At 64.5% G+C, this 22,847-nt stretch carries 24 protein-coding genes; 8 read left to right on the plus strand and 16 right to left on the minus strand.

Features of this window, described 5'->3' with window-relative positions; translation table 11 throughout:
• Nucleotides 1–251: 251 nt before the first annotated feature.
• The 3 genes from ACX80A_RS10530 to ACX80A_RS10540 are packed head-to-tail and all read right to left on the minus strand — an operon-like array spanning nt 252 to nt 3,626.
• Complete coding sequence (locus tag ACX80A_RS10530) at nt 252–1,103, minus strand: transglutaminase family protein (protein ID WP_459259655.1); 852 nt, start codon at nt 1,101–1,103, stop codon at nt 252–254.
• Nucleotides 1,100–2,026: an alpha-E domain-containing protein gene (locus tag ACX80A_RS10535; RefSeq protein WP_459259656.1), complete on the minus strand. Its 927-nt coding sequence runs from the start codon at nt 2,024–2,026 to the stop codon at nt 1,100–1,102. Before ACX80A_RS10535 ends, ACX80A_RS10530 begins: the two co-directional genes overlap by 4 nt.
• Nucleotides 2,019–3,626 carry a circularly permuted type 2 ATP-grasp protein gene (locus tag ACX80A_RS10540; protein ID WP_459259657.1) on the minus strand — a complete coding sequence of 536 codons (1,608 nt, stop codon included), beginning with the start codon at nt 3,624–3,626 and terminating at the stop codon, nt 2,019–2,021. The genes ACX80A_RS10535 and ACX80A_RS10540 overlap by 8 nt, the downstream gene beginning before the upstream one ends.
• 146 nt (nt 3,627–3,772) lie before the next feature.
• Between ACX80A_RS10540 and pepN the strand changes: the two genes are divergently transcribed.
• Nucleotides 3,773–6,388 (plus strand): aminopeptidase N, encoded by a 2,616-nt coding sequence (pepN, locus tag ACX80A_RS10545; RefSeq protein WP_459259658.1) that lies wholly within the window; start codon nt 3,773–3,775, stop codon nt 6,386–6,388.
• Nucleotides 6,389–6,530: 142 nt separating this feature from the next.
• Here pepN and ACX80A_RS10550 read toward each other — a convergent pair whose 3' ends face one another.
• The 4 genes from ACX80A_RS10550 to ACX80A_RS10565 all read right to left on the minus strand — a co-directional run bounded on the left by ACX80A_RS10550 (nt 6,531) and on the right by ACX80A_RS10565 (nt 9,315).
• Entirely contained in the window at nt 6,531–6,785 is a 255-nt protein-coding gene (locus tag ACX80A_RS10550) for a type B 50S ribosomal protein L31 (protein WP_171585149.1), read from the minus strand.
• 137 nt (nt 6,786–6,922) lie between these two features.
• Nucleotides 6,923–7,729 carry a TrmH family RNA methyltransferase gene (locus tag ACX80A_RS10555; protein WP_459259659.1) on the minus strand — a complete coding sequence of 269 codons (807 nt, stop codon included), beginning with the start codon at nt 7,727–7,729 and terminating at the stop codon, nt 6,923–6,925.
• On the minus strand, nt 7,726–8,505 hold the full coding sequence (locus ACX80A_RS10560; protein WP_459259660.1) for a sulfite exporter TauE/SafE family protein: 780 nt from the start codon (nt 8,503–8,505) through the stop codon (nt 7,726–7,728). Before ACX80A_RS10560 ends, ACX80A_RS10555 begins: the two co-directional genes overlap by 4 nt.
• An 18-nt stretch (nt 8,506–8,523) precedes the next feature.
• Entirely contained in the window at nt 8,524–9,315 is a 792-nt protein-coding gene (locus ACX80A_RS10565; RefSeq protein WP_459259661.1) for an ABC transporter ATP-binding protein, read from the minus strand.
• Between the two features lie 197 nt (nt 9,316–9,512).
• On the opposite strand from ACX80A_RS10565, the gene serB reads away from it, so the two are divergent.
• Nucleotides 9,513–10,394 carry a phosphoserine phosphatase SerB gene (serB, locus tag ACX80A_RS10570; protein WP_459259662.1) on the plus strand — a complete coding sequence of 294 codons (882 nt, stop codon included), beginning with the start codon at nt 9,513–9,515 and terminating at the stop codon, nt 10,392–10,394.
• A 49-nt stretch (nt 10,395–10,443) separates the two neighbouring features.
• Here the strand turns inward: serB and ACX80A_RS10575 are convergent, their stop codons facing one another.
• Both ACX80A_RS10575 and fabG read right to left on the minus strand, forming a co-directional pair.
• Nucleotides 10,444–11,187: an SDR family oxidoreductase gene (locus tag ACX80A_RS10575; protein WP_459259663.1), complete on the minus strand. Its 744-nt coding sequence runs from the start codon at nt 11,185–11,187 to the stop codon at nt 10,444–10,446.
• Nucleotides 11,188–11,251: 64 nt separating this feature from the next.
• The gene (fabG, locus tag ACX80A_RS10580; RefSeq protein WP_459259664.1) at nt 11,252–11,971 is read right to left on the minus strand and encodes a 3-oxoacyl-ACP reductase FabG; all 720 of its coding nucleotides are present in this window, start codon (nt 11,969–11,971) and stop codon (nt 11,252–11,254) included.
• Nucleotides 11,972–12,123: 152 nt separating this feature from the next.
• Here fabG and ACX80A_RS10585 point away from each other — a divergent pair, with 152 nt between their 5' ends.
• The 3 genes from ACX80A_RS10585 to ACX80A_RS10595 are packed head-to-tail and all read left to right on the plus strand — an operon-like array spanning nt 12,124 to nt 13,625.
• Nucleotides 12,124–12,519, plus strand: a complete 396-nt coding sequence (locus ACX80A_RS10585) for a DUF3099 domain-containing protein (protein WP_459259665.1) — start codon at nt 12,124–12,126, stop codon at nt 12,517–12,519.
• A complete protein-coding gene (locus ACX80A_RS10590) occupies nt 12,516–12,788 on the plus strand; it encodes a hypothetical protein (RefSeq protein WP_459259666.1) in 273 nt (90 codons plus the stop codon). The genes ACX80A_RS10585 and ACX80A_RS10590 overlap by 4 nt, the downstream gene beginning before the upstream one ends.
• Complete coding sequence (locus ACX80A_RS10595) at nt 12,789–13,625, plus strand: SURF1 family cytochrome oxidase biogenesis protein (RefSeq protein WP_459259667.1); 837 nt, start codon at nt 12,789–12,791, stop codon at nt 13,623–13,625.
• Here ACX80A_RS10595 and ACX80A_RS10600 read toward each other — a convergent pair.
• The gene (locus ACX80A_RS10600) at nt 13,622–15,220 is read right to left on the minus strand and encodes an ABC-F family ATP-binding cassette domain-containing protein (RefSeq protein ID WP_459259668.1); all 1,599 of its coding nucleotides are present in this window, start codon (nt 15,218–15,220) and stop codon (nt 13,622–13,624) included. The two genes, ACX80A_RS10595 and ACX80A_RS10600, sit on opposite strands and share 4 nt — an antisense overlap.
• 152 nt (nt 15,221–15,372) lie before the next feature.
• On the opposite strand from ACX80A_RS10600, the gene ACX80A_RS10605 reads away from it, so the two are divergent.
• From ACX80A_RS10605 to ACX80A_RS10615, 3 genes are read left to right on the plus strand one after another with little or no spacing between them, the layout of a single operon-like run.
• Complete coding sequence (locus ACX80A_RS10605) at nt 15,373–16,032, plus strand: biotin transporter BioY (RefSeq protein WP_459259669.1); 660 nt, start codon at nt 15,373–15,375, stop codon at nt 16,030–16,032.
• Nucleotides 16,033–16,054: 22 nt separating this feature from the next.
• On the plus strand, nt 16,055–16,768 hold the full coding sequence (locus tag ACX80A_RS10610) for an energy-coupling factor ABC transporter ATP-binding protein (protein WP_459259670.1): 714 nt from the start codon (nt 16,055–16,057) through the stop codon (nt 16,766–16,768).
• The gene (locus ACX80A_RS10615) at nt 16,765–17,400 is read left to right on the plus strand and encodes an energy-coupling factor transporter transmembrane component T family protein (RefSeq protein WP_459259671.1); all 636 of its coding nucleotides are present in this window, start codon (nt 16,765–16,767) and stop codon (nt 17,398–17,400) included. The genes ACX80A_RS10610 and ACX80A_RS10615 overlap by 4 nt, the downstream gene beginning before the upstream one ends.
• Nucleotides 17,401–17,539: 139 nt before the next feature.
• Here the strand turns inward: ACX80A_RS10615 and ACX80A_RS10620 are convergent, their stop codons facing one another.
• The 6 genes from ACX80A_RS10620 to ACX80A_RS10645 all read right to left on the minus strand — a co-directional run bounded on the left by ACX80A_RS10620 (nt 17,540) and on the right by ACX80A_RS10645 (nt 22,691).
• Nucleotides 17,540–17,869 (minus strand): metal-sulfur cluster assembly factor, encoded by a 330-nt coding sequence (locus ACX80A_RS10620; protein ID WP_459259672.1) that lies wholly within the window; start codon nt 17,867–17,869, stop codon nt 17,540–17,542.
• 47 nt (nt 17,870–17,916) lie between these two features.
• Nucleotides 17,917–18,705, minus strand: coding sequence for a Fe-S cluster assembly ATPase SufC (gene sufC / locus ACX80A_RS10625; protein WP_459259673.1), 789 nt, complete (start codon nt 18,703–18,705; stop codon nt 17,917–17,919).
• A gap of 80 nt (nt 18,706–18,785) precedes the next feature.
• Complete coding sequence (locus tag ACX80A_RS10630) at nt 18,786–19,145, minus strand: non-heme iron oxygenase ferredoxin subunit (RefSeq protein ID WP_459259674.1); 360 nt, start codon at nt 19,143–19,145, stop codon at nt 18,786–18,788.
• Entirely contained in the window at nt 19,145–20,410 is a 1,266-nt protein-coding gene (gene sufD / locus ACX80A_RS10635) for a Fe-S cluster assembly protein SufD (protein ID WP_459259675.1), read from the minus strand. The genes ACX80A_RS10630 and sufD overlap by 1 nt, the downstream gene beginning before the upstream one ends.
• Nucleotides 20,411–20,412: 2 nt before the next feature.
• Nucleotides 20,413–21,888, minus strand: a complete 1,476-nt coding sequence (gene sufB / locus ACX80A_RS10640) for a Fe-S cluster assembly protein SufB (protein ID WP_459259676.1) — start codon at nt 21,886–21,888, stop codon at nt 20,413–20,415.
• Nucleotides 21,888–22,691 carry a helix-turn-helix transcriptional regulator gene (locus ACX80A_RS10645; RefSeq protein WP_459259677.1) on the minus strand — a complete coding sequence of 268 codons (804 nt, stop codon included), beginning with the start codon at nt 22,689–22,691 and terminating at the stop codon, nt 21,888–21,890. Before ACX80A_RS10645 ends, sufB begins: the two co-directional genes overlap by 1 nt.
• Nucleotides 22,692–22,847 lie beyond the last annotated feature (156 nt).

A 22,847-nucleotide genomic window follows, 5' to 3' on the forward strand; every position in this document is an offset into this window, starting at 1 on the left:
CACCAAGACCGGCCGAAAAAACCTCAGCGATGCTACGGCCTCCACCTGCCTTTTCCTGCTCCTTCATACCTCCATGACATCACCCGCCACCGACATTTTTAGGCCCGAAAGACCTGCCGCAACGGGGCCAAATTACGCCTAGAGCGAACAGTTCGTTTCATGTGCTGGAACGTCGTGACCCAGGCGCAGGTAGGTCCAAGCACTGCCGGGGACGAGGCTACACCCGCTGCGGAACCGTCAGCCGGAGAACCTTAGGCGACGCGGGTGATCTCCACTTTGACGTTCAGCGTCGACCCGCCGCCCCCGGAGAGTATTCCTTTCAACGGTGAAACGTCCCTGTAATCGCGACCGCGGGCCACCGAAACATGAAAGTCGCTGACCGGGCCGCTGTTGGTGGGGTCCCAGCCGCGCCATTCGCCGTCCCACCACTCCACCCAGGCGTGCGACTGCCCAGCGACAGCCTCCCCAATACCAGCGCTACGGCGTGGATGCAGGTACCCCGAGATGTAGCGGGCGGGGATGCCGATACTTCGAAACGCGCCGATAGCGAGATGCGCAAGGTCCTGGCAGACCCCTTTGCGCTCATCCCAGGCGTCCCGTGCATTGGTTTGCACCCCGGTGACCCCCTGCACATAGGACATTTCTTCTCTAATCCACTCGAAAATCGCGTGCACCGCCTGATGCGGGTTGCGATCAGCGGCCACCTGCATCGCCTTGGCGCTGACCTCCGGGTCGGGCTCGGTCAGGCCGGTCTGCGGGAGCCAGTCCCCGTACTCGTTGATGATGTCATCGGACCCAAGCTGATCCCAGGTCACTACATCGCCCTCTGCCGGAACGCGTTCCATCCGGCTCACCTCAACGGTGGTGACCGCAGTGACCTCTAGTGCCTCGTGGGCGCTTTGCATGTCGAAAGCCGTAACCCGGGTCCCCCAGTAGTCGCGGTACGTCGAGACGGCAGCGCTCGACGGCGACACCTTCAGCGTCGATTCGAGTACCACCTGCTGGGGATCGGTCAGCGGAGTCATACGCGCTTCGTTGTAGGACAGGGTCACCTTGCGCGCGTAGTTGTAGCCAGTGCGGTGGGTTATGAGCATGCGGGTCATGAGAGTTCTCCCACCCAGGCCAGTTCGTCGGCCTGGGAAAAGTAGGTGCGTGAGATCGCATCGGAAGCTTGCGCACAGGCCTTCTGGACGCGTTCCATATGCTCGGGCAACTCGGACATCAGATCGTCGGTCTGGTGGAACTCGAGGAACGTCCTGGCCTGCCCCACAATGCGGCTCGCATCGTTGATGAACCCGACCCTCCGGTAGGCAGGGTTAAGGTTGGTCAGACACTTTTCTGCGTCGCTCAGCGCATACACAATCGAGCGCGGAAACAGCCGGTCCAGCAGCAGGAATTCTGCCGCCTGCTGGTCGCCGAAGGACGCCTTGCGGGTACGCAGGAATGACTCGTAGGCGCCGGCGCAGCGCAGCATGTTGACCCAGGACATGCCTGCCGCGTGGACATCGTGGGTGGAGAGCATGCGAGCGGTCATATCGGCCCGTTCAAGGCTGCGCCCCAGCACCAGGAATTGCCAGCTTTCGTCGTGGCTCATTGTGGTGTCCGACAGCCCACGAATCATTGCGGTGCGTTCGACCACCCAATGACAGAACCGGTAGGTGCCCACCACATCCTTCCGGTGCTGGGTGAGGCCGTACCACGTTGTATTGAGACTCTCCCACACGCTGCCGGACACAGTCTCCCGCGCCCGTCGTGCGTTCTCCCGTGCAGCGCCCAGGGCGCCGGCGATCGAAGTGGTGCTGGTCCTGTCATAGGCCAGCGACTGCAACAGGTCGGACAGCTCGAGCTCCTCGCCATCCGCCCGCCTGCCCATCACCCCGAGCAGTTGACGGGACACGTCGCGCTGTTCACTCTTCGGCATCTGGTTCAGACGCTCAAGGTGGACGTCGAGAATACGGGCGGTCCCGTCTGCCCGCTCAACGTAGCGGCCAATCCAGAACAAGGACTCGGCGATTCGGCTAAGCATTGGCTGTGTCCTCTCCGAGGTTCAGGAGGTCAGCAGACCCCAATTGTTGCTGTTGCTGCTCGGGTTGCCTGTCCTGCCACCCGGACTCGATCGGCCAGACGCGTTCCTGGGCCGGCCGCCGGACGATGTCGATAGCCGGACGCACCGGTGCCTGGTTCTGTTCGTCGACCACCCAGGTGTCTTTGGATCCGCCGCCCTGGCTTGAGTTCACAATCAGCGACCCTTCCTTCATGGCCACCCGGGTCAGACCACCGGGGAGTACCCAGACGTCGTCGCCGTCATTCACTGCGAAGGGACGTAGGTCAACGTGGCGAGGGCTGAACTGCCCGCCGGACATGGTTGGCACCGTTGACAGCTGCAGGACCGGCTGGGCAATCCAGCCACGGGGATCAGCGATGATCCGGTCGCGCAGCGCGTCGAGCTCGACCTTCGACGCGTCCGGGCCGATGACCAGGCCCTTGCCGCCGGAGCCGTCCACCGGCTTCACCACCAGTTCATCCAGCCGGTCCAGCACCTCCTCCCGGGCCGCCGGATCCTCCAGCCGGTAGGTGTCAACGTTGGCAATAATGGGTTCTTCGGAAAGGTAATACCGGATCAGGTCGGGGACATAGGTATAGACCAGTTTGTCATCGGCCACCCCATTGCCCAGAGCGTTGGCGATGGTGACAGTACCCGCACGGGCCGCGTTGACCAGCCCGGGACAGCCGAGCATTGAATCGGCGCGGAAGTGCAGGGGGTCAAGGAATTCGTCGTCGATCCGCTTGTAAATGACGTCGACGCGCTGTTCTCCGGCGGTGGTGCGCATGTAAACGCGGTTCCCGCGGCAAATCAGGTCGCGGCCCTCCACCAACTCAACGCCCATCAGCCCCGCGAGTAGGGTGTGTTCGAAGTAGGCGGAGTTGAACACCCCGGGGGTCAGGACCACAACGGTCGGGTCTTCAGCCGACGACGGCGCGGTCTTGCGGAGCGCTGCAAGGAGCCGCCGCGGATACTCCTCGACCGGCCGGATATGTTGCTGCCCAAAAGCCTCCGGCAGCCCCTTGGCCATGGCCCGCCGGTTTTCCAGCACGTAGCTCACCCCGCTGGGGACGCGGACGTTGTCTTCGAGGACCCGGAAGGTGCCCTCCTGGTCACGGACGACGTCGATGCCTGAGATGTGGACCCGCACCCCGCCGGCAGGGTCGAAGCCCGACACCTGCCGATGGAAGTGGGCGCTGGAGGTGATGAGGCGGCGGGGAATGACGCCGTCGGCCACCACGGACATCTTGTCGTAGACATCGTTGAGGAAGGCTTCGAGAGCACGGACCCGCTGGGTGACCCCCTGCTCAAGGACCTGCCAGTCGGTGCCGGAAATGACGCGCGGCACAATGTCCAAAGGGAACGGTCGCTCCTCCCCCGCGTAGTCGAACGTGACACCGCGGTCGAGGAACGTCCGGGCCATGGAATCGGCCCGGGCAGTGACATCGGCAAGGTTCAGTTCACTCAGGGCGGCGGCGACCTGGCTGTATTCGCCGCGGGCCAGTTGGCCGGGGGTAAACATTTCGTCGAACGCTGGGGTTCGGCTGGCAGCTGCTGCATAATCTTCGAAAAGGTCGGACATGGGCTCAACATTCTCACGAATTTCTCCCATTACATACTGTGCAGTGGGTCACTCGCCAAGTCCCCATCCTGGGGAGCACTGTTCTCTGACTGAGCCCCTTTCCCGGCAGAGGCATCGTCGATGAGCCGTGATTGAATGACCGGGTGATGAACGAAAATCTTGGCCGCGATGAAGCAGCCCGCCGGTCCACCCTCCTCAGCGTCGACAGCTACGAGGTTTATCTGGACCTCAGGGGTGCGGCCGATCCTGACGTCGCCGGATTCCTGTCCCGATCAACGGTCAGGTTCACCTGCGCCGAACCGGGTAGCGGGACCTTCATGGACTTCGTCGCCGGATCGGTCCACTCGGTCACCCTCAACGGCAGTGTCCTGGACCCCAACGTCGTCGTCGACGGCGCAAGGATTACCCTCCCGGGGCTGGCCGGGGACAACACGGTGACAGTCACGGGTACCGCGCTCTACAGCCGCAGTGGCGAGGGCCTGCACCGGTTTACTGATCCCGCTGATGGCGAGACCTACCTCTACACACAGTACGAACCCGCTGACGCCCGCCGGGTGTTCGCGAACTTTGAGCAGCCTGACCTCAAGGCGGCCTTCACCTTCTCGGTGAGCGCGCCAGCCGATTGGACCGTCGCCTCCAACGGTGCCGAGACCGCGCGGGACAACGCCGGGGACAGCACCGCGGTGTGGCACTTCGCACCGACCGAGCGGATCTCCACCTACATCACCACAATCCTCGCGGGCCCGTACTTCGCTGCCACCGGCCACTGGACCGGGATCATGTCTGACGGTTCAACTCTTGAGGTTCCGCTCGGGCTCTATTGCAGGGCATCCCTCGCCGGCTCGTTCGACACGGACACCATCTTCGACGTCACCAAACGCGGCCTCGACTACTTTCATTCACGGTTCGACTACCCGTACCCGTTCGGTAAATATGAGCAGGCCTTCGTTCCTGAATACAATCTCGGTGCCATGGAAAACCCCGGGTTGGTGACCTTCACCGAAGCCTACATTTTCCGGTCCAAGGCCACCCACGACCAATACGAAGCCCGCGCCAACACCATCCTCCACGAGATGGCCCACATGTGGTTCGGCGATCTGGTCACCATGTTCTGGTGGGACGACCTGTGGCTGAAGGAGTCCTTCGCCGACTACATGGGTGCGCTGGCCGTCGCCGACGCCACCGGCTCGGCCACCTCCTGGGTGAGTTTCGCCAACCGCCGGAAGGCCTGGGCCTATCTGCAGGACCAGCTGCCCTCCACCCACCCCATCACCGCTGACATCGTCGACCTTGAGGCCGCCAAACAGAACTTCGATGGCATCACCTACGCCAAGGGAGCCTCGGTCCTCAAGCAGCTCGTAGCCTACGCCGGCAGCGAGGCGTTCTTCGCCGCGGCCCGCACCTACTTCAAAACCCATGCCTTCGGCAACACCAGGTTGTCCGATTTCCTGTCGGCGCTCACCGACGCGACCGGCCAGGACATGACCGGCTGGGCCAGGCAATGGCTCCAGACCTCGGGCGTCCCGCTGTTGAGCGCCGAGGTGGAGGTCGACGACGACGGTGCCTATCGCTCGGTGCTCATCCGCCAGGACGCTATCGATCCAGTCACGGGCGAGTCAGCGCTCCGCCCGCACCAGCTGTGCCTGGGCCTGTACAGCCTCAGCGGTGGCGGGCTGATGCGGACCGGGATGGTCGAGGTACGGGTGGACGGTGAGGTAACAGCCGTCCCGGAGTTGGTTGGCACCACCCAGCCTGATCTGCTCTTGATCAACGACGACGACCTGACCTACGCGAAGATCAGCTTCGACGACCGGTCCCTGACCACCCTGCTGACCAGCGTAGGGCACCTCGAAGAGCCGTTGGCGCGCGCCGTCTGCCAGGCCGCGCTGTGGTCAACCACCCGTGACGCGGCCCTGTCCGCCGCGGACTATGTGGGAGCGATGCGACTCGCGGCGCCTCGGGAAACCGGGGTCGGGGCCCTGCAGGTGATGCTGCGGAACGCGCACTACGCCGTCGAACACTACGCAGCGGTGGGCGAGCGTTCTGGGCTACGGGAGCAGCTGTTCGGTTTCGTGGTGGACGGGCTCCGCGCGGCCGAACCTGCCTCCGATCTGCAGTTGGTTTGGGCGCGGGCGGCAGCCGCCCTGGGCCTGCACAGCGACACCTACGCTGGACTGTTCCGCGGGCTGCTTGACGGCCACGAGACGACTGTCCCAGGGCTCGCTGTGGATGCCGAGCTGCGGTGGCTCTTCTGGCAGGCCCTGGCCGCGCAGGGCCAGGCCTCGGGCGGCGAACTCGCGGAGGAACTGGGGCGCGACCGCACCGCCGCCGGCAAGGCGGGATTCACCAGGGCGTCCGCCTCGGTGCCGGACCCGGTCATCAAGGAGAAAGCGTGGCGGGAGGCCGTGTTCGGCACCCGGTTGTCCAACGAGCTGCTGTCAGCGACGATCGCTGGTTTCGCTGAAGGCCCCGGCGACCTGCGGGACCCCTTTGTGGAGCCGTACTTCGCTGAGATTCGACGGGTGTGGGACGCGATGGGCATTGAAATGGCCAGCCGGATTGTGCGTGGCCTGTTCCCCGGGTCGCAGGATCTGACGCCGGGCGTACCGGCGCAGGAGCACCGGGTGGTGCTGGCCGTCGATGACTGGCTCGCAGCCAACCGTTCCTCGCCGTCGGCCCTGCGCCGGATTGTGGTCGAGGAACGCGATCACCTGCTGCGGTCCTTGCGGGCGCAGAAACAATCAGCCCGGCAGGTCCCCTGAAGGCACCATGCGGGGGTCCACCGGGTGGCTGGCTGGTCATGGGGGCGCTCCCTGGCCCGCTGGACACTGTGCTAAACAAGAAATGGGTCCGGACCACCGAAGCGGTCCGGACCCATCCGGCAGACTGGTCTGCTGTCGGCAGTTACTTCTTGCCGAAGCCCTTGAAGCGGGCGTTGAAGCGCTCCACGCGGCCCGCGGAGTCCATGATCCGCTGCTTGCCGGTGTAGAAAGGGTGCGACTCGGAGGAGATTTCGACCTCGACCAGTGGGTAGGTGTTGCCGTCTTCCCATTCAATGGTCTTTTTGGAGGTCACGGTGGACCGGGTCAGGAAAGACTTCTCGGACGCGAGGTCGCGGAAGACAACCGTTGAGTACTTGGGGTGGATGTCAGACTTCACAGTGTTACCTTCGTTAGTTGCCTGGATTTGGCCAGGCACAAGGGGGTTGGAAAAGTTGGTTGGTCCAAGGACCAGCTATTTACTCTACCGCACCAGGTGCCGTCGGGGCCAAAGGGCCGCCGGCGTGGCCAGCTCGCCTACCGCGGCCGACATTCCCAGAAGGCGACGGCGCTGGCGGCCGCCACATTGAGCGAATCGACGCCGGCCCGCATGGGGATCTGCACGCTAAGGTCGGCGAGGTCGAGGGTCGCCCGGCTGAGACCGTCGCCCTCTGTTCCGAGGACCAGGGCAAGCCGGTCGTGGCGTGCGGCGCTGAGTTCGTCAAGATCGATGGTCTGCTCCCCCAGGGCCAGGCCAGCAACCAGAAACCCGGCTTGTTGCAGGTCGCCCAGCTGGGCGGGCCATTCAGTCATTCTGACCCAGGGCACCTGGAAGACGGCTCCCATGCTGACGCGGATAGCCCGCCGGTAGAGCGGGTCGGCGCAGCGGGGGCTGACCATCACGGCGTCGACTCCCAGCGCTGCAGCCGAGCGGAAGATCGCGCCCAGGTTGGTGTGGTCGACGATGTCCTCGAGGACGGCGATTCGGTGGGCACCGGCGAGCACATCGTCGAGAGTCAGGGGCTGTGGGCGATCCATTGCGGCCAGTGCCCCACGGTGCAGATGGAACCCGGTGATCTGTTCGAGGATCTGCTCGGTGCCGATGAAAGCCGGGACGTCGGGGAATCGGTCCAGGAGGTCCTGCAGGTCCGGTAGCCACTTGTCGGTTAAGAAAAAGGATCGTGGCGTGTGGCCTGCGTCGACCGCCCGGCGGAGCACTTTGGTGCTCTCGGCGATGTAGAGCCCCTCGGCGGGCTCCTTTCGCTGGCGCAGCTGGGTGTCGGTGAGGGAGGTGTAGTCCGACACCCGGGGATCGGTGGGATCGGTCAGGCGGTGGCGGCTCATCCGGTGACCAGTCGCGCAACCATAATGTAGAGGGCGACCAGACCCAGCGTCACGATGACGGACCGCAGCACCACCGGCCGGAGCCGGCGCCCGATGATGGCACCCAGGAAACCACCGATGAGCGAACTGACGGCGATGATCAGGACCACCCACCAGTTGATCCGGTCGAAGGCGAAGAGCATGTAGGAAATGCCCGCCACCACGTTCACCGCGAGCACCAGCAGGTTCTTTACCGCGGTGGCGTTTTGGATGGTGCCGTGCAGGAAGATGCCGAGGATGCCTACCAGCAGGATGCCTTGCGCCGCCACAAAGTAGCCGCCGTACACTCCCGCCAGGTATACGAGGATGGTGAGCCCCACCGGGTGTGCCCGGCTGGACTCTTTCCGCTCAGCCCGAAGCAGGACCCTGCGTTGTAGCGCCGGCTGGAAGATCACAAACCCCAGGGCAATGACGATCAGGATTGGTGCCGCGAATTCGAAGACCTGCTCGGGCAGGTTAAGGAGCAGGGCTGCACCAGTGATGCCACCCAGAATCGATGCCGGAAGCAGCCGGAGAATGGTTGAACGGAGACCGGCGAGTTCTCGACGGTACCCCCAGGTTCCCGAGATACCGCCGGCGATCAGACCCATCGCGTTGCTGATCGTCGCCGTGATCGGGGCGAACCCCAGCGCCAGGAGGACCGGAAAAGTGACAAGGGTGCCCGAACCGACTATCGAGTTGATGGCACCGGCCCACAGGCCAGCAACAAAGATCAGGGCGTCTTGCAGCAGATCCATGATTAGGTCTACCGGCCGCTACGCGCGGGACCGGGCGACCGCCGTGTAGCGGCCGTCCTGCTGGCGAACGTCGAGGGGGACATCAAAAGCCGCGCTGAGATATTCCTCGGTGAACACCGTGTCGATCGGCCCGGAGGCGACCACCCCACCGTCGCGCAACAACATGGCGTGGGTGAATCCGGGCGGCACCTCTTCGAGGTGGTGGGTGACCAGGATCATGACCGGGGCTTCCTCGTCCTGGGCCAGGGCAGCGAGTCGGGTGATCAGGTCTTCCCGACCTGCCAGGTCGAGCCCGGCGCCGGGCTCGTCGAGGAGCAGCAACTCGGGATCCGTCATCAGGGCGCGGGCGATTTGGACCCGCTTGCGTTCTCCCTCACTCAGGGAGGAGAACGGCCGGTTCATGAAGGTCGACATGCCCCAGGCGTCAAGCAGGGACAGTGCCCGCCGGGCGTCCTGCTTCTCGTACTGTTCACGCCACCGGCCGGTCACGCCGTAGGAAGCGGTGATGACCACGTTGAGCACAGTCTCGTGCTCGGGAATCTGGGAAGCGAGGGCGGCTGAGGCGAGCCCGATGCGGGGCCGCAACTCGAACACATCAACAGCGCCGAGCACTTCGTCGAGGATGCCAGCTACTCCCCGGGTGGGGTGGATGCGGGCTCCGGCGACCTGCAGCAGAGTGGTTTTACCGGCGCCGTTGGGGCCCATGATCACCCAGCGTTCGCCGTCCTTGACCTGCCAGTCCACACTGTCCAATAGCGTTTTGCCGCCCCGGACGAGGCTCACCCCAGCTAACTCAAGAACATCACTCATAGCACTAGACATTAGGCCAATCAGCGTGCCAAACGCGAAACGGCGGCGGTCCGGCGCGCGGACGGGGCGGGTGGGCGGCATGCGCGTTCGGCGCTGCCCGGGGGAAGCAATTTCGGGGCCCGACCGGTGCCCGGCAATAATGGCTAGGAGGCGCTGACCGCGCTGCGGATGGGGACGAACGATGAAAGCGGAGGAATATGCCCAGGGAATTCGGTGTCGTCAGTTACGGTGTGCAACTCCCGGATGACTTCCTGGTTGCTGTGCAGGGTGCCGTCCAGCACACCGGCGCCCGGATCATCGAACTGGAAAATTCAGGGACCTCCCGGTTCCAGACCTCCACGGTGTTCGTCTCCTTCGACGGCAGCGCTGCCGACTTGCGGAGCGCAGTGCAGCCCCACCTGACGCGGGGCCTGGGCTGCGCCGTCGTTCCTCCCGAGCTGGTGGGCGAGGGACGGAAGTTGCTGATCATGGATGTGGATTCCACGCTGATCCGCCAGGAGGTCATCGAACTGCTGGCAGCCCACGCTGGCAAGGAGGCTGAGGTGGCGGCTGTCACCGGCGCCGCGATGCGCGGGGAAATCGATTTCGCCCAGAGTCTCAAATCCCGGGTCGCAGTGCTCGAAGGCCTGCCGGTCGGCGTCCTCGCGGAGGTGGGGGCAGCAATTGAGCTCAGCGACGGAGCCGAAGACCTAGTCAGTGCATTTTTGGCTGCTGGCCATGCGGTCGCGGCGGTTTCGGGCGGGTTCGCCCAACTGTTGGACCCACTCGCCGCGCAGCTGGGCCTGACCTATGCCGAGGCGAACCTGCTGGGAGTGAGCAACGGGCACCTGACCGGGGAGGTGGTCGGTCCGGTCGTGGACCGTGCGGCGAAGGAACGCTCGCTCCGCCGCTGGGCTGCGGAGGCGGGAGTGCCAATGGGGCGGACCATCGCCGTCGGCGACGGCGCGAACGACCTCGACATGCTCGGTGCCGCTGGGCTCGGGGTGGCGTTCAACGCCAAGCCGGCGGTGCGGGAGGCCGCCGACGTCGCGGTCGACCTGCCCTTCCTGGACGTGGTCAAGCATTTCGTCCGCCACTAGCCCACGAATCCCCCCGCTGGTGGGGTTGGTGGGCTAGTGGCGGGGCGGGCTACTTCGTGAAGTACTCGTAGCCGCCGACATACTCGGTGTGGCCGCTCGGGACGTCGGCGGTGGCCATCTTCGCGATCTCGGCGGCGAACTCGGCGACCGAATACAGGCGTCCCGCCTGCTGCCGACGCGCTTCGATGGCGCCGGGGGTGGCCCGGTCCAGCAGCGTCGCGGTCACGGTTCCCTCGATCATGTCCCCCGACACCACCACGAGTGTGATGCCCTTGGCTTCGAGCTCCGGAAGGAGTTCACGGAGGGCGTCCTCGCCCGCGCGCTTGCTGCGGGCCACCGCCTCGTAGGCCTCCATGGTGGGAACGGTGTTGATGAAGTGTGCCTGGTGGCTCGTGATGAACACCACGCGGGAACCCGCAGGCATCACCTCCATCGCCGCCTTGAGCATGTTGACCTGCGCATCGCGGTTCAACTTCAGCGCGTAATCCTCTTCGACACCCGACTCCATGCCACCCGAAGCGTTCAGGACCAGCAGCCCCAACCCACCGAAGGAGTCCGCTGCGGCCTTGATTAGCGCTGCCGATCCCTCGGCGGTGGTCAGGTCGGCGCCGACGGCGACTGCCTTCCCTCCTGCAGCCTCAATTCCCGCCACCACCTTCGCGGCACGGGGAGCCTTCTGGCGGTAATTGACGACGACGGCGGCACCCTGGTCGGCGAGAAGTTTCGCGACGTCAGCCCCGATTCCGCGTGATGATCCGGTGACGATTGCGGTTGTGCCATCCAGCGCAGCCATGGGGTACTCCTCATTAGTCGGTGAACTCTTCGTGATGAAAGCTAGTAATAATTCGGTCGTGTGGCTAGTGACCCATGCCGAGACCGCCATCAACGGGGATAATCGCCCCGGAGATGTAGGCGGCGTCGTCGCTGGCAATCCACCGCACCACGTTGGCCACCTCGGTGGGCTCAGCGAAGCGTCGGGCGGGGATCGTGGCGAGATAGTTCTTGCGCATGTCCTCGGGCAGTTCGGCAGTCATGTCCGTGTTGATGAAGCCCGGAGCCACCACGTTGGCAGTGATCCCCCGGGAGCCGAGCTCGCGGGTGAGCGATCTGGCGATACCGATCAGGCCCGCCTTGGACGCCGAGTAGTTGATCTGGCCGGGCGCCCCGTACAGCCCGGTCACCGAGGAAATCAGGACGACGCGGCCCTTGCGGAGCCGGATCATCCCCTTCGATGCCCGCTTGATCACGCGGAACGCACCGGTCAGGTTGGTGTCGATGACGTCGGTGAAGTCCGATTCGCTCATTCTGAGCAGCAGCGTGTCGCGGGTCATGCCAGCGTTGGCTACCAGCACCTCGACGGGCCCATGTGTTTCCTCGACGGCGGTGAATGCGGCGTCGACCTGCTCGTCGCTCGTCACGTCGGCCTTCACCCCCAGAAGACCCTCAGGGACCTCGCCGCTGCGGTAGGTAATGGCCACCCGATCGCCGTTCTCAACGAACGCCCGCGCAATGGCAAGGCCAATGCCGCGGTTGCCTCCGGTTACCAAAACACTGCGTCCCTGCTGGGCCTCTGTCACGGATTCCTCCAGAATCATTGCTTCAACTATCCCTGCCGATCCTAGCTGGCACCCGCTCAACTGCAAGAATGCGGCAGGGAACCTTCGGAGCCTCTCAGGCTTTTAACAACCAAGGCACTGGGTGAGACAATGGAGAGGTCCCTTGGAGTGTGATGAGCAAGCAGATCCGGCACAACGCAGACGTACACAGCATTACCGATGCACGAAATCCGCACAGCGATGAGATTCGCGGGCGGATGATCAAGTATTCAATTTCGATGGGCATCAGGCTCGTGTGCATCATTCTGGTGTTTTTCGTGGAGGGCTGGCTGCAATGGGTCATGATCGCTGGAGCTGTGCTGCTCCCCTACTTCGCGGTCATCCTAGCCAATGGCGGGTCCGACACCAGCGATCTGCCGCATAGCCAATCCCTGATCGACAATGTTCCACTCACCGCACTGGAGTCACCGAAACCGGCGGAATCGCCTGCGGCCGCTGACGATGTGCTGCAGGGGGAAATTATCGACGACGACGACATTCACCACGACAGGGGCCTCCCCACCGCATGAACCTTCTCGACCAGTTGCAGCAGCTCAACCCTGCCTCACCGGAGCCGGCCGGCCGGCCGGCTGACGCGGTCTGCTCCCGCAAAGCCTGCAGGTTACCCGCCAGCTGGCAGCTGCTCTGGAACAACCCCAAGATCCACGCACCCGACCGGCGGAAGGTGTGGGTGGCCTGCGGGGAGCACCGCGACTGGTTGGAAGACTATCTCCAGACCCGAGGACTGTGGAAGGAAACCCTTCCCCTCCAGGATGACGCAGCAGGGAATACCGCCTAGATGTACCGTTTTCTCGTTTCGCCCCGCTGGGTGGGCTGGCTGGCACTGGTCGTCCTCCTGGCTCTGGCGTGCGGCGCGCTGGGACTGTGGCAGCTGGACCGCCGCGACCAGCTGGCAGACACGATCGAACGAATCGAAGCCAACTACGATCAGCCAGCAGTACCGTACGAGCCTGGCATAGCAGATTTCAGGGCGTTTGACCCCGCCGAGGAATGGTTGCCCATCACGCTGACCGGTACGTATGACACGGCCAACCAGTTGGTGGTGCGTAACCGGCCTTTCAGCGGGCGACCCGGCTATGAGGTGCTGGTGCCGTTCCGACTGGCGGACGGGTCGGCGGTGATCATCAACCGGGGGTGGCTGCCCATTGGTAATGACGAGGCCGGGCGCCCTGACGCGTTCCCCCAGCCGCCGAACGGCGAAGTCACGGTGACCGCACGGATCAAACCCGGCGAGCCACAGCTGGACCGCGGGGCGCCGGAGGGGCAGATCGCCTCCATCAATCTCGCCCGGTACACAGAAGTTGTCGACTATGAGGTGCAGACCGGTGCCTATGGCCTGATGTCAGCCGAAAGCCCTGCCCCCGCCACCTCGCCGCGGATCTTCCCCCGGCCGTCGCTGGACGCCGGACCGCACCTGTCCTACTCGATGCAATGGTTCGCCTTCGGCGCGCTGCTGTTCGTCGGCTTCGGCTACGCGGCCCGGCAGCAGCAGCGCGCCGACGAAGAAGAAGCTGCAGAAGCCAACGGAATTGTTTTAACGGCGCCAGGCCGCAGGCAGCGGCGCCCCACCGCCGAGGAAGAGGAAGACGCCTACCTCGACGCGCGCGGCTTCTAGGCCATCGTCACCAAATCAAGGTAATCGTCGCTCCACAGGTCCTCGACGCCGTCCGGCAGGAGCACCACCCGTTCAGGGTTGAGCGCCTCAACGGCCCCCTCATCGTGGCTCACGAGGACGACGGCGCCGCTGTAGTTGCGCAGCGCCCCGAGGATCTCGGCCCGGCTGGCAGGGTCGAGGTTGTTGGTCGGTTCGTCGAGCAGCAGCACATTGGCTGAGGACGCGACGATCGTTGCAAGGGCCAGTCGGGTCTTCTCGCCACCGGAGAGGACCCCGGCGCGCTTGTCGACGTCGTCCCCCGTGAACAGGAAGGAACCGAGGACGCCGCGCACTTCGGCGTCCTTCATATCCGGTGCGGAAGAGCGCATGTTCTCCAACACGGTCCGCTCAGTGTCGAGGGTTTCGTGCTCCTGCGCGTAGTAGCCCACCTTCAGGCCATGCCCGGGGATGACCTCGCCCGTATCGGGCTTGTCGACGCCGGCGAGCATCCGCAACAGGGTGGTCTTCCCCGCACCGTTCAGTCCAAGGATCACTACCTTCGATCCGCGGTCGATGGCAAGGTCAACGTCGGTGAAGATTTCCAGTGACCCGTAGGACTTGCTGAGCCCTTCGGCGGTCATCGGAGTCTTTCCACACGGTGACGGTTCGGGGAACCGCAGGGCGGCGACGCGGTCCTGTGCACGGACCGCCTCAAGACCGCCAAGCAGCCGTTCAGCACGCTTCGCCATGTTCTGGGCGGCGACCGCCTTGGTGGCTTTGGCACGCATCTTGTTGGCCTGATCCATCAGGACCTGGGCCTTCTTCTCAGTGTTGGCGCGCTCCCGCTTCCTGGCGCGTTCGTCAGTCTCCCGCTGCTGCAGGTAACGCTTCCAGCCAATGTTGTAGATGTCGATGGTGGCGCGGTTGGCGTCCAGGTGGAACACCTTGTTCACCGTCGCCTCGAGCAGGTCCACATCGTGGCTGATCACGATCAGACCGCCCTGGTGGTTTTTCAGGAACTCGCGCAGCCAGGTGATGGAGTCGGCGTCGAGGTGGTTAGTGGGCTCATCGAGGAGCATCGTCTCCGCGCCTGAGTACAGGATACGCGCCAGCTCGACGCGCCGCCGCTGGCCACCGGACAGGGTAGACAGAGGTTGGTTCAGGATGCGGTCCGGAAGCGCGAGGTTCGAGGAGATCGCAGCTGCCTCCGCTTCGGCCGCGTATCCGCCGTGGGCGAGGAACTCGGCTTCGATCCGGTCATAGCGTGCCATGGCTTTGTCCCGCACCGAGTTGTTCTCGCTGGCCATGTCTTCCTGGGCGGCGCGAAGCTTGGTAACGACGACGTCGAGGTTGCGTGCGGACAGGATGCGGTCCCGGGCAAGCTGTTCCATGTTGGGCGTCCGCGGGTCCTGGGGCAGATACCCGATCTCTCCCTTGCGGGTGACGGCTCCGCCGGCAGGCAGCCCCTCCCCCGCCAGGACGCGGGTCAGCGTGGTCTTGCCGGCGCCGTTACGGCCCACCAGCCCAATCTTGTCCCCGCGGTCAACACGGAATGACACCGCATCCATAAGCAGACGCGCTCCCGCGCGCAGCTCTAAGTTCGAGACGGTAATCAATTACGTGGCCTTTCAATGGAACGGGTCCGCAACATCGGATGGTTGCTGGCTGCCTAAATTTGTAGGAAACCTACAAGCGAAATAGAAACCGGGGGCACTAACCTCAATAAGTGACGGCACACTGTTGTCGATAACTAACAGGAAGAGCCACCATGCGTCTGAAGAATCAGGTTCCTGCGGCGGCCGCTGCGGATGATGCCACCCACGCCAGGCACCGCTGGAATGCCACGGATCTTTCGCTGATCGCGGTCTTCGCGGCCATGGTGGCCGCTCTAGCAATCCTACCTGCTATCCCCGCCGGGCCGCTCGGGGTGCCTGTGACCCTCCAGACACTCGCGGTGATGGTGACCGGTATTGTGCTCGGTCCCACCCGCGGCGGGGCCGCCGTCGCACTGTATGTGCTGGTCGGGTTGGCTGGGTTGCCGATCTTCAGCGGGTTTAGCGGCGGTGTCGGGGTTCTCGCTGGCCCGTCCGCCGGATACCTGATTGCCTTCCCGCTTGCTGCAGTCGTCGCCGGGTTCCTGGCCCGCCTGGTCCTGACCCGGGTGCGGCGGTTCCGGTACGCGGCCCTGTTCGCGGCCTGCATGGTCGCCAGTCTCCTGGTGATCCACCCCCTCGGGATCGCCGGTCTGATGATCAATGGCAAGCTTGATTTCGCGACGGCGGTCCTGGCGGACGCGATTTACCTGCCCGGCGACGCGCTCAAGAATCTGGTGGCGGCAGCGATCGGGCTCAGCGTGCACCGTGCGTTCCCGCGGTTGATCGGCGGACGCCGGCGGCCAGCCGCTCCGGCCCCCGAATCCACCCGCTGAGTCCGGCAAACCGAACCCAACGATGATCGCCTTCGACGGCGCGGCCGTCAGCGTCGACGGACCAGGAAACTCCCGCCAGATCCTAGAGCCGCTCACCCTGACGCTTTCGGAGCGCAGGATTGCCGTGATCGGCGCCAACGGGTCGGGAAAATCGACGCTCCTCAAGCTCATCAACGGTCTGATCACACCGACCGCCGGACGCGTCCTCGTCGGTGGGCTCAACACGGTCAAGGCCGGCCGGGCGGTCAGGCAGCGCGTCGGGTTCGTCTTCACTGATCCCCTGTCGCAACTGGTGATGCCCACGGGCCGCGAGGATGTTGAGCTGTCCCTCCGCGCGAGGATCCGCAACAGCGCCGAGCGGCGGACCGCTGCCCTGGCTGTCCTTGACCGTTTCGGGCTGGCCCCGCTGGCCGACCAAAGCATCTATGACCTCTCGGGCGGGGAACGGCAGCTGATGGCGCTTGCCACCGTGCTCGCCGTCGACCCCGACATTCTCGTCGCCGACGAGCCGACCACCCTCCTCGACCTCCGCAACGAGCACCGGGTCCGCAGTTTGTTCCGCTCGCTGGACCAGCAAATAGTCTTCACCACCCATGACCTCGACTTCGCCGGAGACAGCGACCGGGTGCTGGTGATTGACGCGGGGCGGCTGGTGTTCGACGGCGGCCCTCTTGAGGCGGTCGACAGGTACCGCAGCCTTCACCTCGGGACGCCGCTGCCGGACACCAGTCCATGAGGGGTCATGCGAGCCTGCTGGGTACCTACGTGGACGGCAGTTCCCCGCTCCACCGGCTCCCGCTGTGGACGAAGGGCCTCGCCGTCCTGCTGCTGTCGACCGGCGTGCTGCTGGTGAACACTCCAGTGCTCACTGGCGCGGCACTGCTCGTGGTGGTGGCTGGCTATCTGCTCGGCGCCCGGCTGCCGCCGATTCACCTGTGGCGGCCGCTGGCCCCGGTCTGGCCCATGCTCGTCATCCTCGGCGGGTATCAGCTGATCGTCAACGGGATGCAGCCGGCGCTGCAGGTCGTCGGGAACATCACCGTGTGTCTGCTGGCTGCGCGCCTGCTTACCCTGACCACCGAAGGGCAGCGGCTGCTCGACGGCCTCGTGTCCCTCGCCGTTCCGTTTCGACGGGTGGGGGCCGACCCCGAACGGTTTGGGCTGACCCTGGCCCTGATGGTCAGGAGCCTGCCCTACCTGGTCGGTTCGGTGGCCGACGTCCGGGACGCAGCGAGGGCCCGGGGGCTTGAACGCAACCCGCGTGCCCTGGTGATCCCCGTCGTCGTCGGGGCCGTCGCCTACGCCCACCAGACCGGGGAGGCTTTGGCTGCCCGCGGGCTGGGTGAGTCGAGTCCCGATAACGGCTAACGCCTCAGGAAAGGGCGAACGCAGCAGAAAACGGCAGCCGCCCCAGGTATACCTGCTGCGCGTGCCGTTTTCTGCTGCGCGTGCCGTTTTCTGCTGCGCGTGCCGCTTTCTGGTGCGGCGTCCTAGCTAGTGGACCGGCCTAGATATTGAACCCGAGGGCCCGCATCTGGTCGCGACCGTCCTCGGTGATCTTCTCCGGACCCCACGGCGGCATCCACACCCAGTTCAGGCGCCAGTCGTCGACGACGCCGTCCAGCGACTGACCGACCTGTTCCTCGATGACGTCGGTCAACGGGCAGGCCGCCGTGGTCAGTGTCATGTCGATCAGCAGGGCTCCGTCGTCGGCGTACCTGAGGCCGTACAACAGTCCAAGGTCCACAATGTTGACCCCCAGCTCGGGGTCAATCACGTCCTTGAGGGCTTCCTCGACGTCGTCAATTGCGGTCTGTCCCGCATTCACTTCACTCATTGTTCTCTACCTTCTCGAAGTCGTACCGGGCTCAAAGGCCGACGAGCCTAGGCACCGGCCGGAGCGTCAACTGAAGCCGACGCGGGGACGAGGAAGCGGTCGTAGCCCTCTTCCTCGAGGCGGTCGGCCAGCTCCGGGCCGCCCTGCTCGGCGATCGCACCGTCAACGAACACATGAACGAAGTCAGGCTTGATGTAGCGCAGGATCCGCGTGTAGTGCGTAATCAACAAAGTACCCATGTCGCCCTTCGAGTGCTCGCGGTTCACACCCTCGGAGACCACCTTCAGCGCGTCGACGTCGAGCCCCGAATCGGTCTCGTCGAGGATGGCGAACCGGGGCTTGAACAGCTCAAGCTGAAGAATCTCGACCCGCTTCTTTTCGCCACCGGAGAAGCCTTCGTTGACGTTGCGCTGGGCGAAGTCGGCGTCGATGCGCAGTTGCGACATCGCTTCCTTAACGTCCTTGGTCCAGTGACGCAGGCTAGGGGCCTTGCCATCGAGAGCCGTCTTCGCGGTGCGGAGGAAGTTGGTCATGGTGACACCTGGTATTTCAACCGGGTACTGCATGGCCAGGAAAAGGCCAGCGCGAGCACGCTCGTCGACGCTCATGTCCAGGACGTCTTCGCCGTCGAGGGTGATGGAGCCGCTGTCCACGAGGTACCGGGGGTGGCCGGCGATCGTTGAGGCGAGGGTCGACTTGCCGGAACCGTTTGGTCCCATGATGGCGTGCGACTCGCCGGTGTTGATGGTCAGGCTGACCCCTTTGAGGATCTGCTTCCTGACCCCCTGCTCCGTTTCAATGCTGACGTGGAGGTCAGTGATTTTAAGGGTGGACATCTGTGGTTCTCCTTCGCGCCCTGCCTGATGCAGGGTGTGCAGTCTATGGTCGAGCTGAATAATCGAAACGTTGGGTGGCGCTAGCCGAGGTTCGGGACGGCTGCACCGTTGGTGACGGTGGTGATGTCCACGTAAACCTCGTCGCCGTGAATTTCCAGGGCAAATACCGGGACCGGTTCGTAGGCTGGCAACTGCAGCGGGGCACCGCTGCGCAGATCAAACTGTGATCCGTGGCCCCAGCATTCGATGACGCACCCCTCGACGTCGCCCTCGGAGAGGGAGATATCGGCGTGGGAGCAGGTGTCCCCCAGGGCATGGATGGCGCCTTCGGAATCCTTCACCACGGCTACCGGGTAGTCATCGATCAGGATGCGTAGAGCCTGACGGACCTCAATGTCGTTGACATTGCAGACCAGCTCGCCTTTCGGCGCGTCTGCCATCAGATGTTTCCTGCCGCGAGTTCACGCTCGACGGCGTCGGTCAGCCGCTCCTCGAGCGCTGGCACCTTGATCTGCTGGATGACCTCGTTGAGGAAACCGCGGACCACCAGCCGGCGGGCAGTTTTCTCGTCGATGCCCCGGGCCATCAGGTAGAACAGGTGCTCGTCATCGAACCGTCCGGTGGCGCTGGCGTGGCCGGCGCCCTCGATCAGACCGGTCTCGATCTCGAGGTTCGGCACCGAGTCGGAGCGGGTGCCGTCGGTGAGCAGCAGGTTCCGGTTGGTTTCGTAGGTGTCGGTACCCTCGGCTTCCTTGCGGATCAGCACGTCCCCCACCCAGACGGTGTGTGCATCCTGACCCTGCAGCGCACCCTTGTAGGTGACGCGGGACTTGCAGTTGGGGACCGCGTGGTCCACCAGGAGCCGCTGCTCGAGGTGCTGGCCGGCGTCGGCGAAGTAGAGGCCGTACATCTCCACCTCGGACCCCGGTCCGGTGAACAGCGATGACGGCGTCATCCGTACCAGATCCCCGCCAAGGCTCACGACGACGTGCTTGAACTTCGCGTTGCGGCCGATCTTGGCCTGCTGCGTTGAGGTGTGGACAGCGTCGTCGTCCCACTCCTGCACGCTAACGACCGTCAGTTCGGCGCCGTCGCCGACCACAATCTCTACGTTCTGCGCGAGGGTGGTTTTGCCATGGTGGTCGAGGACCACAACGGCCTTCGAGAACCGTTCGGCGGTGATGATCAGGTGCTGCGCGGCAGGGCTCTCATCCACGCCATTGATCGCGATGTGGATGTCGCCGTCGGCGATGGTTTCAACCGGAATAGTGACCACTGTCGCCTCGGTGAAGGCTTCCCAGGCGGCAGCCGACACCCGGTCGTCGGGGATGGAGGCGGAACCGATCCGCGCATCGTCACGGCCCACCGTCTCGACGGTGACGTTGCCGGCACCGGTGACGACGACGGTTGGCCCCGAACCGGTCAGCGGCTGGTTGTGTAGACCGCGAAGGCGGTTGAGCGGCGTGAACCGCCAGTCCTCCTCCCGGCCGTTCAGCGGCGCGAAGTCGGCCAGCCGGTAGGACTTGAGTCGCTCACCGCGGGACGCTTCGGGGATGACCGGGGCGTCGCCGTGGCTGTGCTTCCTGGCGCCGTGCTGGACCGTGCCCTCGTTGAATGGGGAAAGGTTTTCACCTTCCTCGGTGAAACCATCAATGGCAATCTTTTCTGCGGACGCTGGCGCGTCTAATTGGGTAGCTTCAGCCATTGTCAGCCTACTGCCCCTTCCATCTGGAGTTCGATCAGCCGGTTCAGTTCGAGCGCGTACTCCATCGGGAGTTCACGCGCGATGGGTTCAATGAACCCGCGCACGATCATTGCCATCGCCTCGTCCTCGGGCATGCCGCGGGACATCAGGTAGAAGAGCTGTTCCTCGCTGACGCGCGAGACGGTTGCCTCGTGGCCCATGGTGACGTCATCCTCACGGATGTCGACGTACGGGTACGTGTCGGACCGGGAAATGGTGTCGACCAGCAGCGCGTCGCAACGCACCGTGTTGGCCGAATGCGTAGCGCCCTCGCGGACCTGTACCAGGCCGCGGTAGGCGGCACGGCCACCGCCACGGGCCACCGACTTCGAGATGATCGACGACTTCGTGTTGGGAGCGATGTGCACCATCTTTGAGCCGGTGTCCTGGTGCTGGCCCTCGCCGGCGAAAGCGATGGACAGCGTCTCACCCTTGGCATGCTCCCCCACCAGATACACGGCCGGGTACTTCATGGTGACCTTCGAGCCGATATTGCCGTCGACCCACTCCATGGTGGCGCCCTCGTGCGCAATGGCCCGCTTGGTGACCAGGTTATACACGTTGTTCGACCAGTTCTGGATGGTGGTGTAGCGAACGCGGGCGTCCTTCTTCACCACGATCTCGACGACGGCGGAGTGCAGCGAATCGGACGTGTAGATCGGCGCGGTGCAGCCCTCGATGTAATGCACATAGGAGCCCTCATCAGCGATGATAAGCGTCCGCTCGAACTGGCCCATGTTCTCGGTGTTGATGCGGAAGTAGGCCTGCAGGGGGATTTCCACGTGGACGCCGGGCGGCACGTAGACGAAGGAACCACCGGACCAGACGGCGGTGTTCAACGACGCGAACTTGTTGTCGCCCACCGGGATGATCGACCCGAAGTATTCCTCGAAGAACTCGGGGTGTTCCTTCAGCGCGGTGTCGGTGTCCATGAAGATGACGCCCTGGCGCTCGAGTTCCTCGTTGATCTGGTGGTAAACCACCTCGGACTCGTACTGGGCTGCGACGCCGGAAACCAGACGGTTACGCTCAGCCTCGGGGATGCCGAGCTTCTCGTAGGTGTTCTTGATGTCCTCGGGAAGTTCCTCCCAGCTGCCGGCCTGCTTCTCGGTGGACCGCACGAAGTACTTGATGTTGTCGAAGTCAATGCCGGAAAGGTCGGCACCCCACGCGGGCATCGGCTTCCGGTCGAAGTACTTCAACCCCTTCAGGCGCAGGTCGAGCATCCATTCGGGCTCGTCCTTCTTCGACGAGATGTCACGGACCACCTCTTCGCTGAGACCCCGCTTGGCGTTGGCGCCGGCGTCGTTCTTGTCGGACCAGCCGAAGGCGTAGTTACCGATCCCTTCGAGCTCGGGGTTGCGCTCCAGGATGTCGCTGATAACTGCCTCAGGAACGGCTGGCTCAGCCATTATCTTCTGGTCTACTTGATCCGTCATCACGGCCTTTCTTGCTGATGGGTGGATACGGTCGGTTCGGTTCCGGGGGTGTCTGCCCCGGCGGGGGCCGGAGTAACCCGGCCCACAGGAATATGGGTGGTGCAGACGTGGCCGCCGCGGGCGAGCGTTGAGAGCCGCCGCACGTCGACGCCGAGCAGCCGGGAGAACACTTCGGTCTCCTGGTCGCAGAAGGAGGGAAATTCGGCGGCCAACTCCTGGACGGGGCAGTGGCCCTGGCAGAGCTGGACGGCCAACATGGCGGCGTTGGGGGCGTTTCGGCCCACCACTGTGGTGGAGCCCACGAAGCCGTCAGCGGTCAGGGCACCGGCCAGTGCCCGGGCGCGGTCTTCAAGATCCGGGCCGGCGGCTTCCACCAGGGGGCGGTACCGGTTTTCCATTTCTGCGAACCGGGTACGGGCAAACTGCTCGACCGCGTCCGGGCCCGCCACTTCCTGGAGCTGGGCCAGCGCGGCTTTGGCGATGGAGAGGTAGTCGGTTCCCAGCTCGGTCTGCCCCCGCTGGCTGAGTACATAACGACGTGCGGGCCGGCCAGCACCCGATGACGGGTTGCCGACCAGTTTGACCTCAATGAGCTGCTTGCGGGACAGAGCGTCGAGGTGCCGCCGGACGGCTGCGGGGGTGAATCCCAGCCGTTCGCCGAGCTCGGCCGCGCTGACGGGGCCATGCTCCAGGACAGCGGCGAGCACCTTGCTGCGGGTCCGGTCCTCGGCTTCGTGGGGGCGGACGGCGTCGGCGGGCCGTGCAACAGCCGGAACCGTGCTGATTGGGTATGACTGGCTCATGTCGCCTCCTCCGGCTTCCGCGCCATAGTTGTGAGCCCACAGGCATTCTGCGCCCACACAATAGACAACACAATCATGTCGTAATCTGTTCCCCTCTGCCAGTAAGGTGAGGCTATCCAGCAGGCGGCCCCGGCTACTACATGCCGTAGAGTAATT

The organism is Arthrobacter sp. TMN-50, from assembly GCF_054511125.1.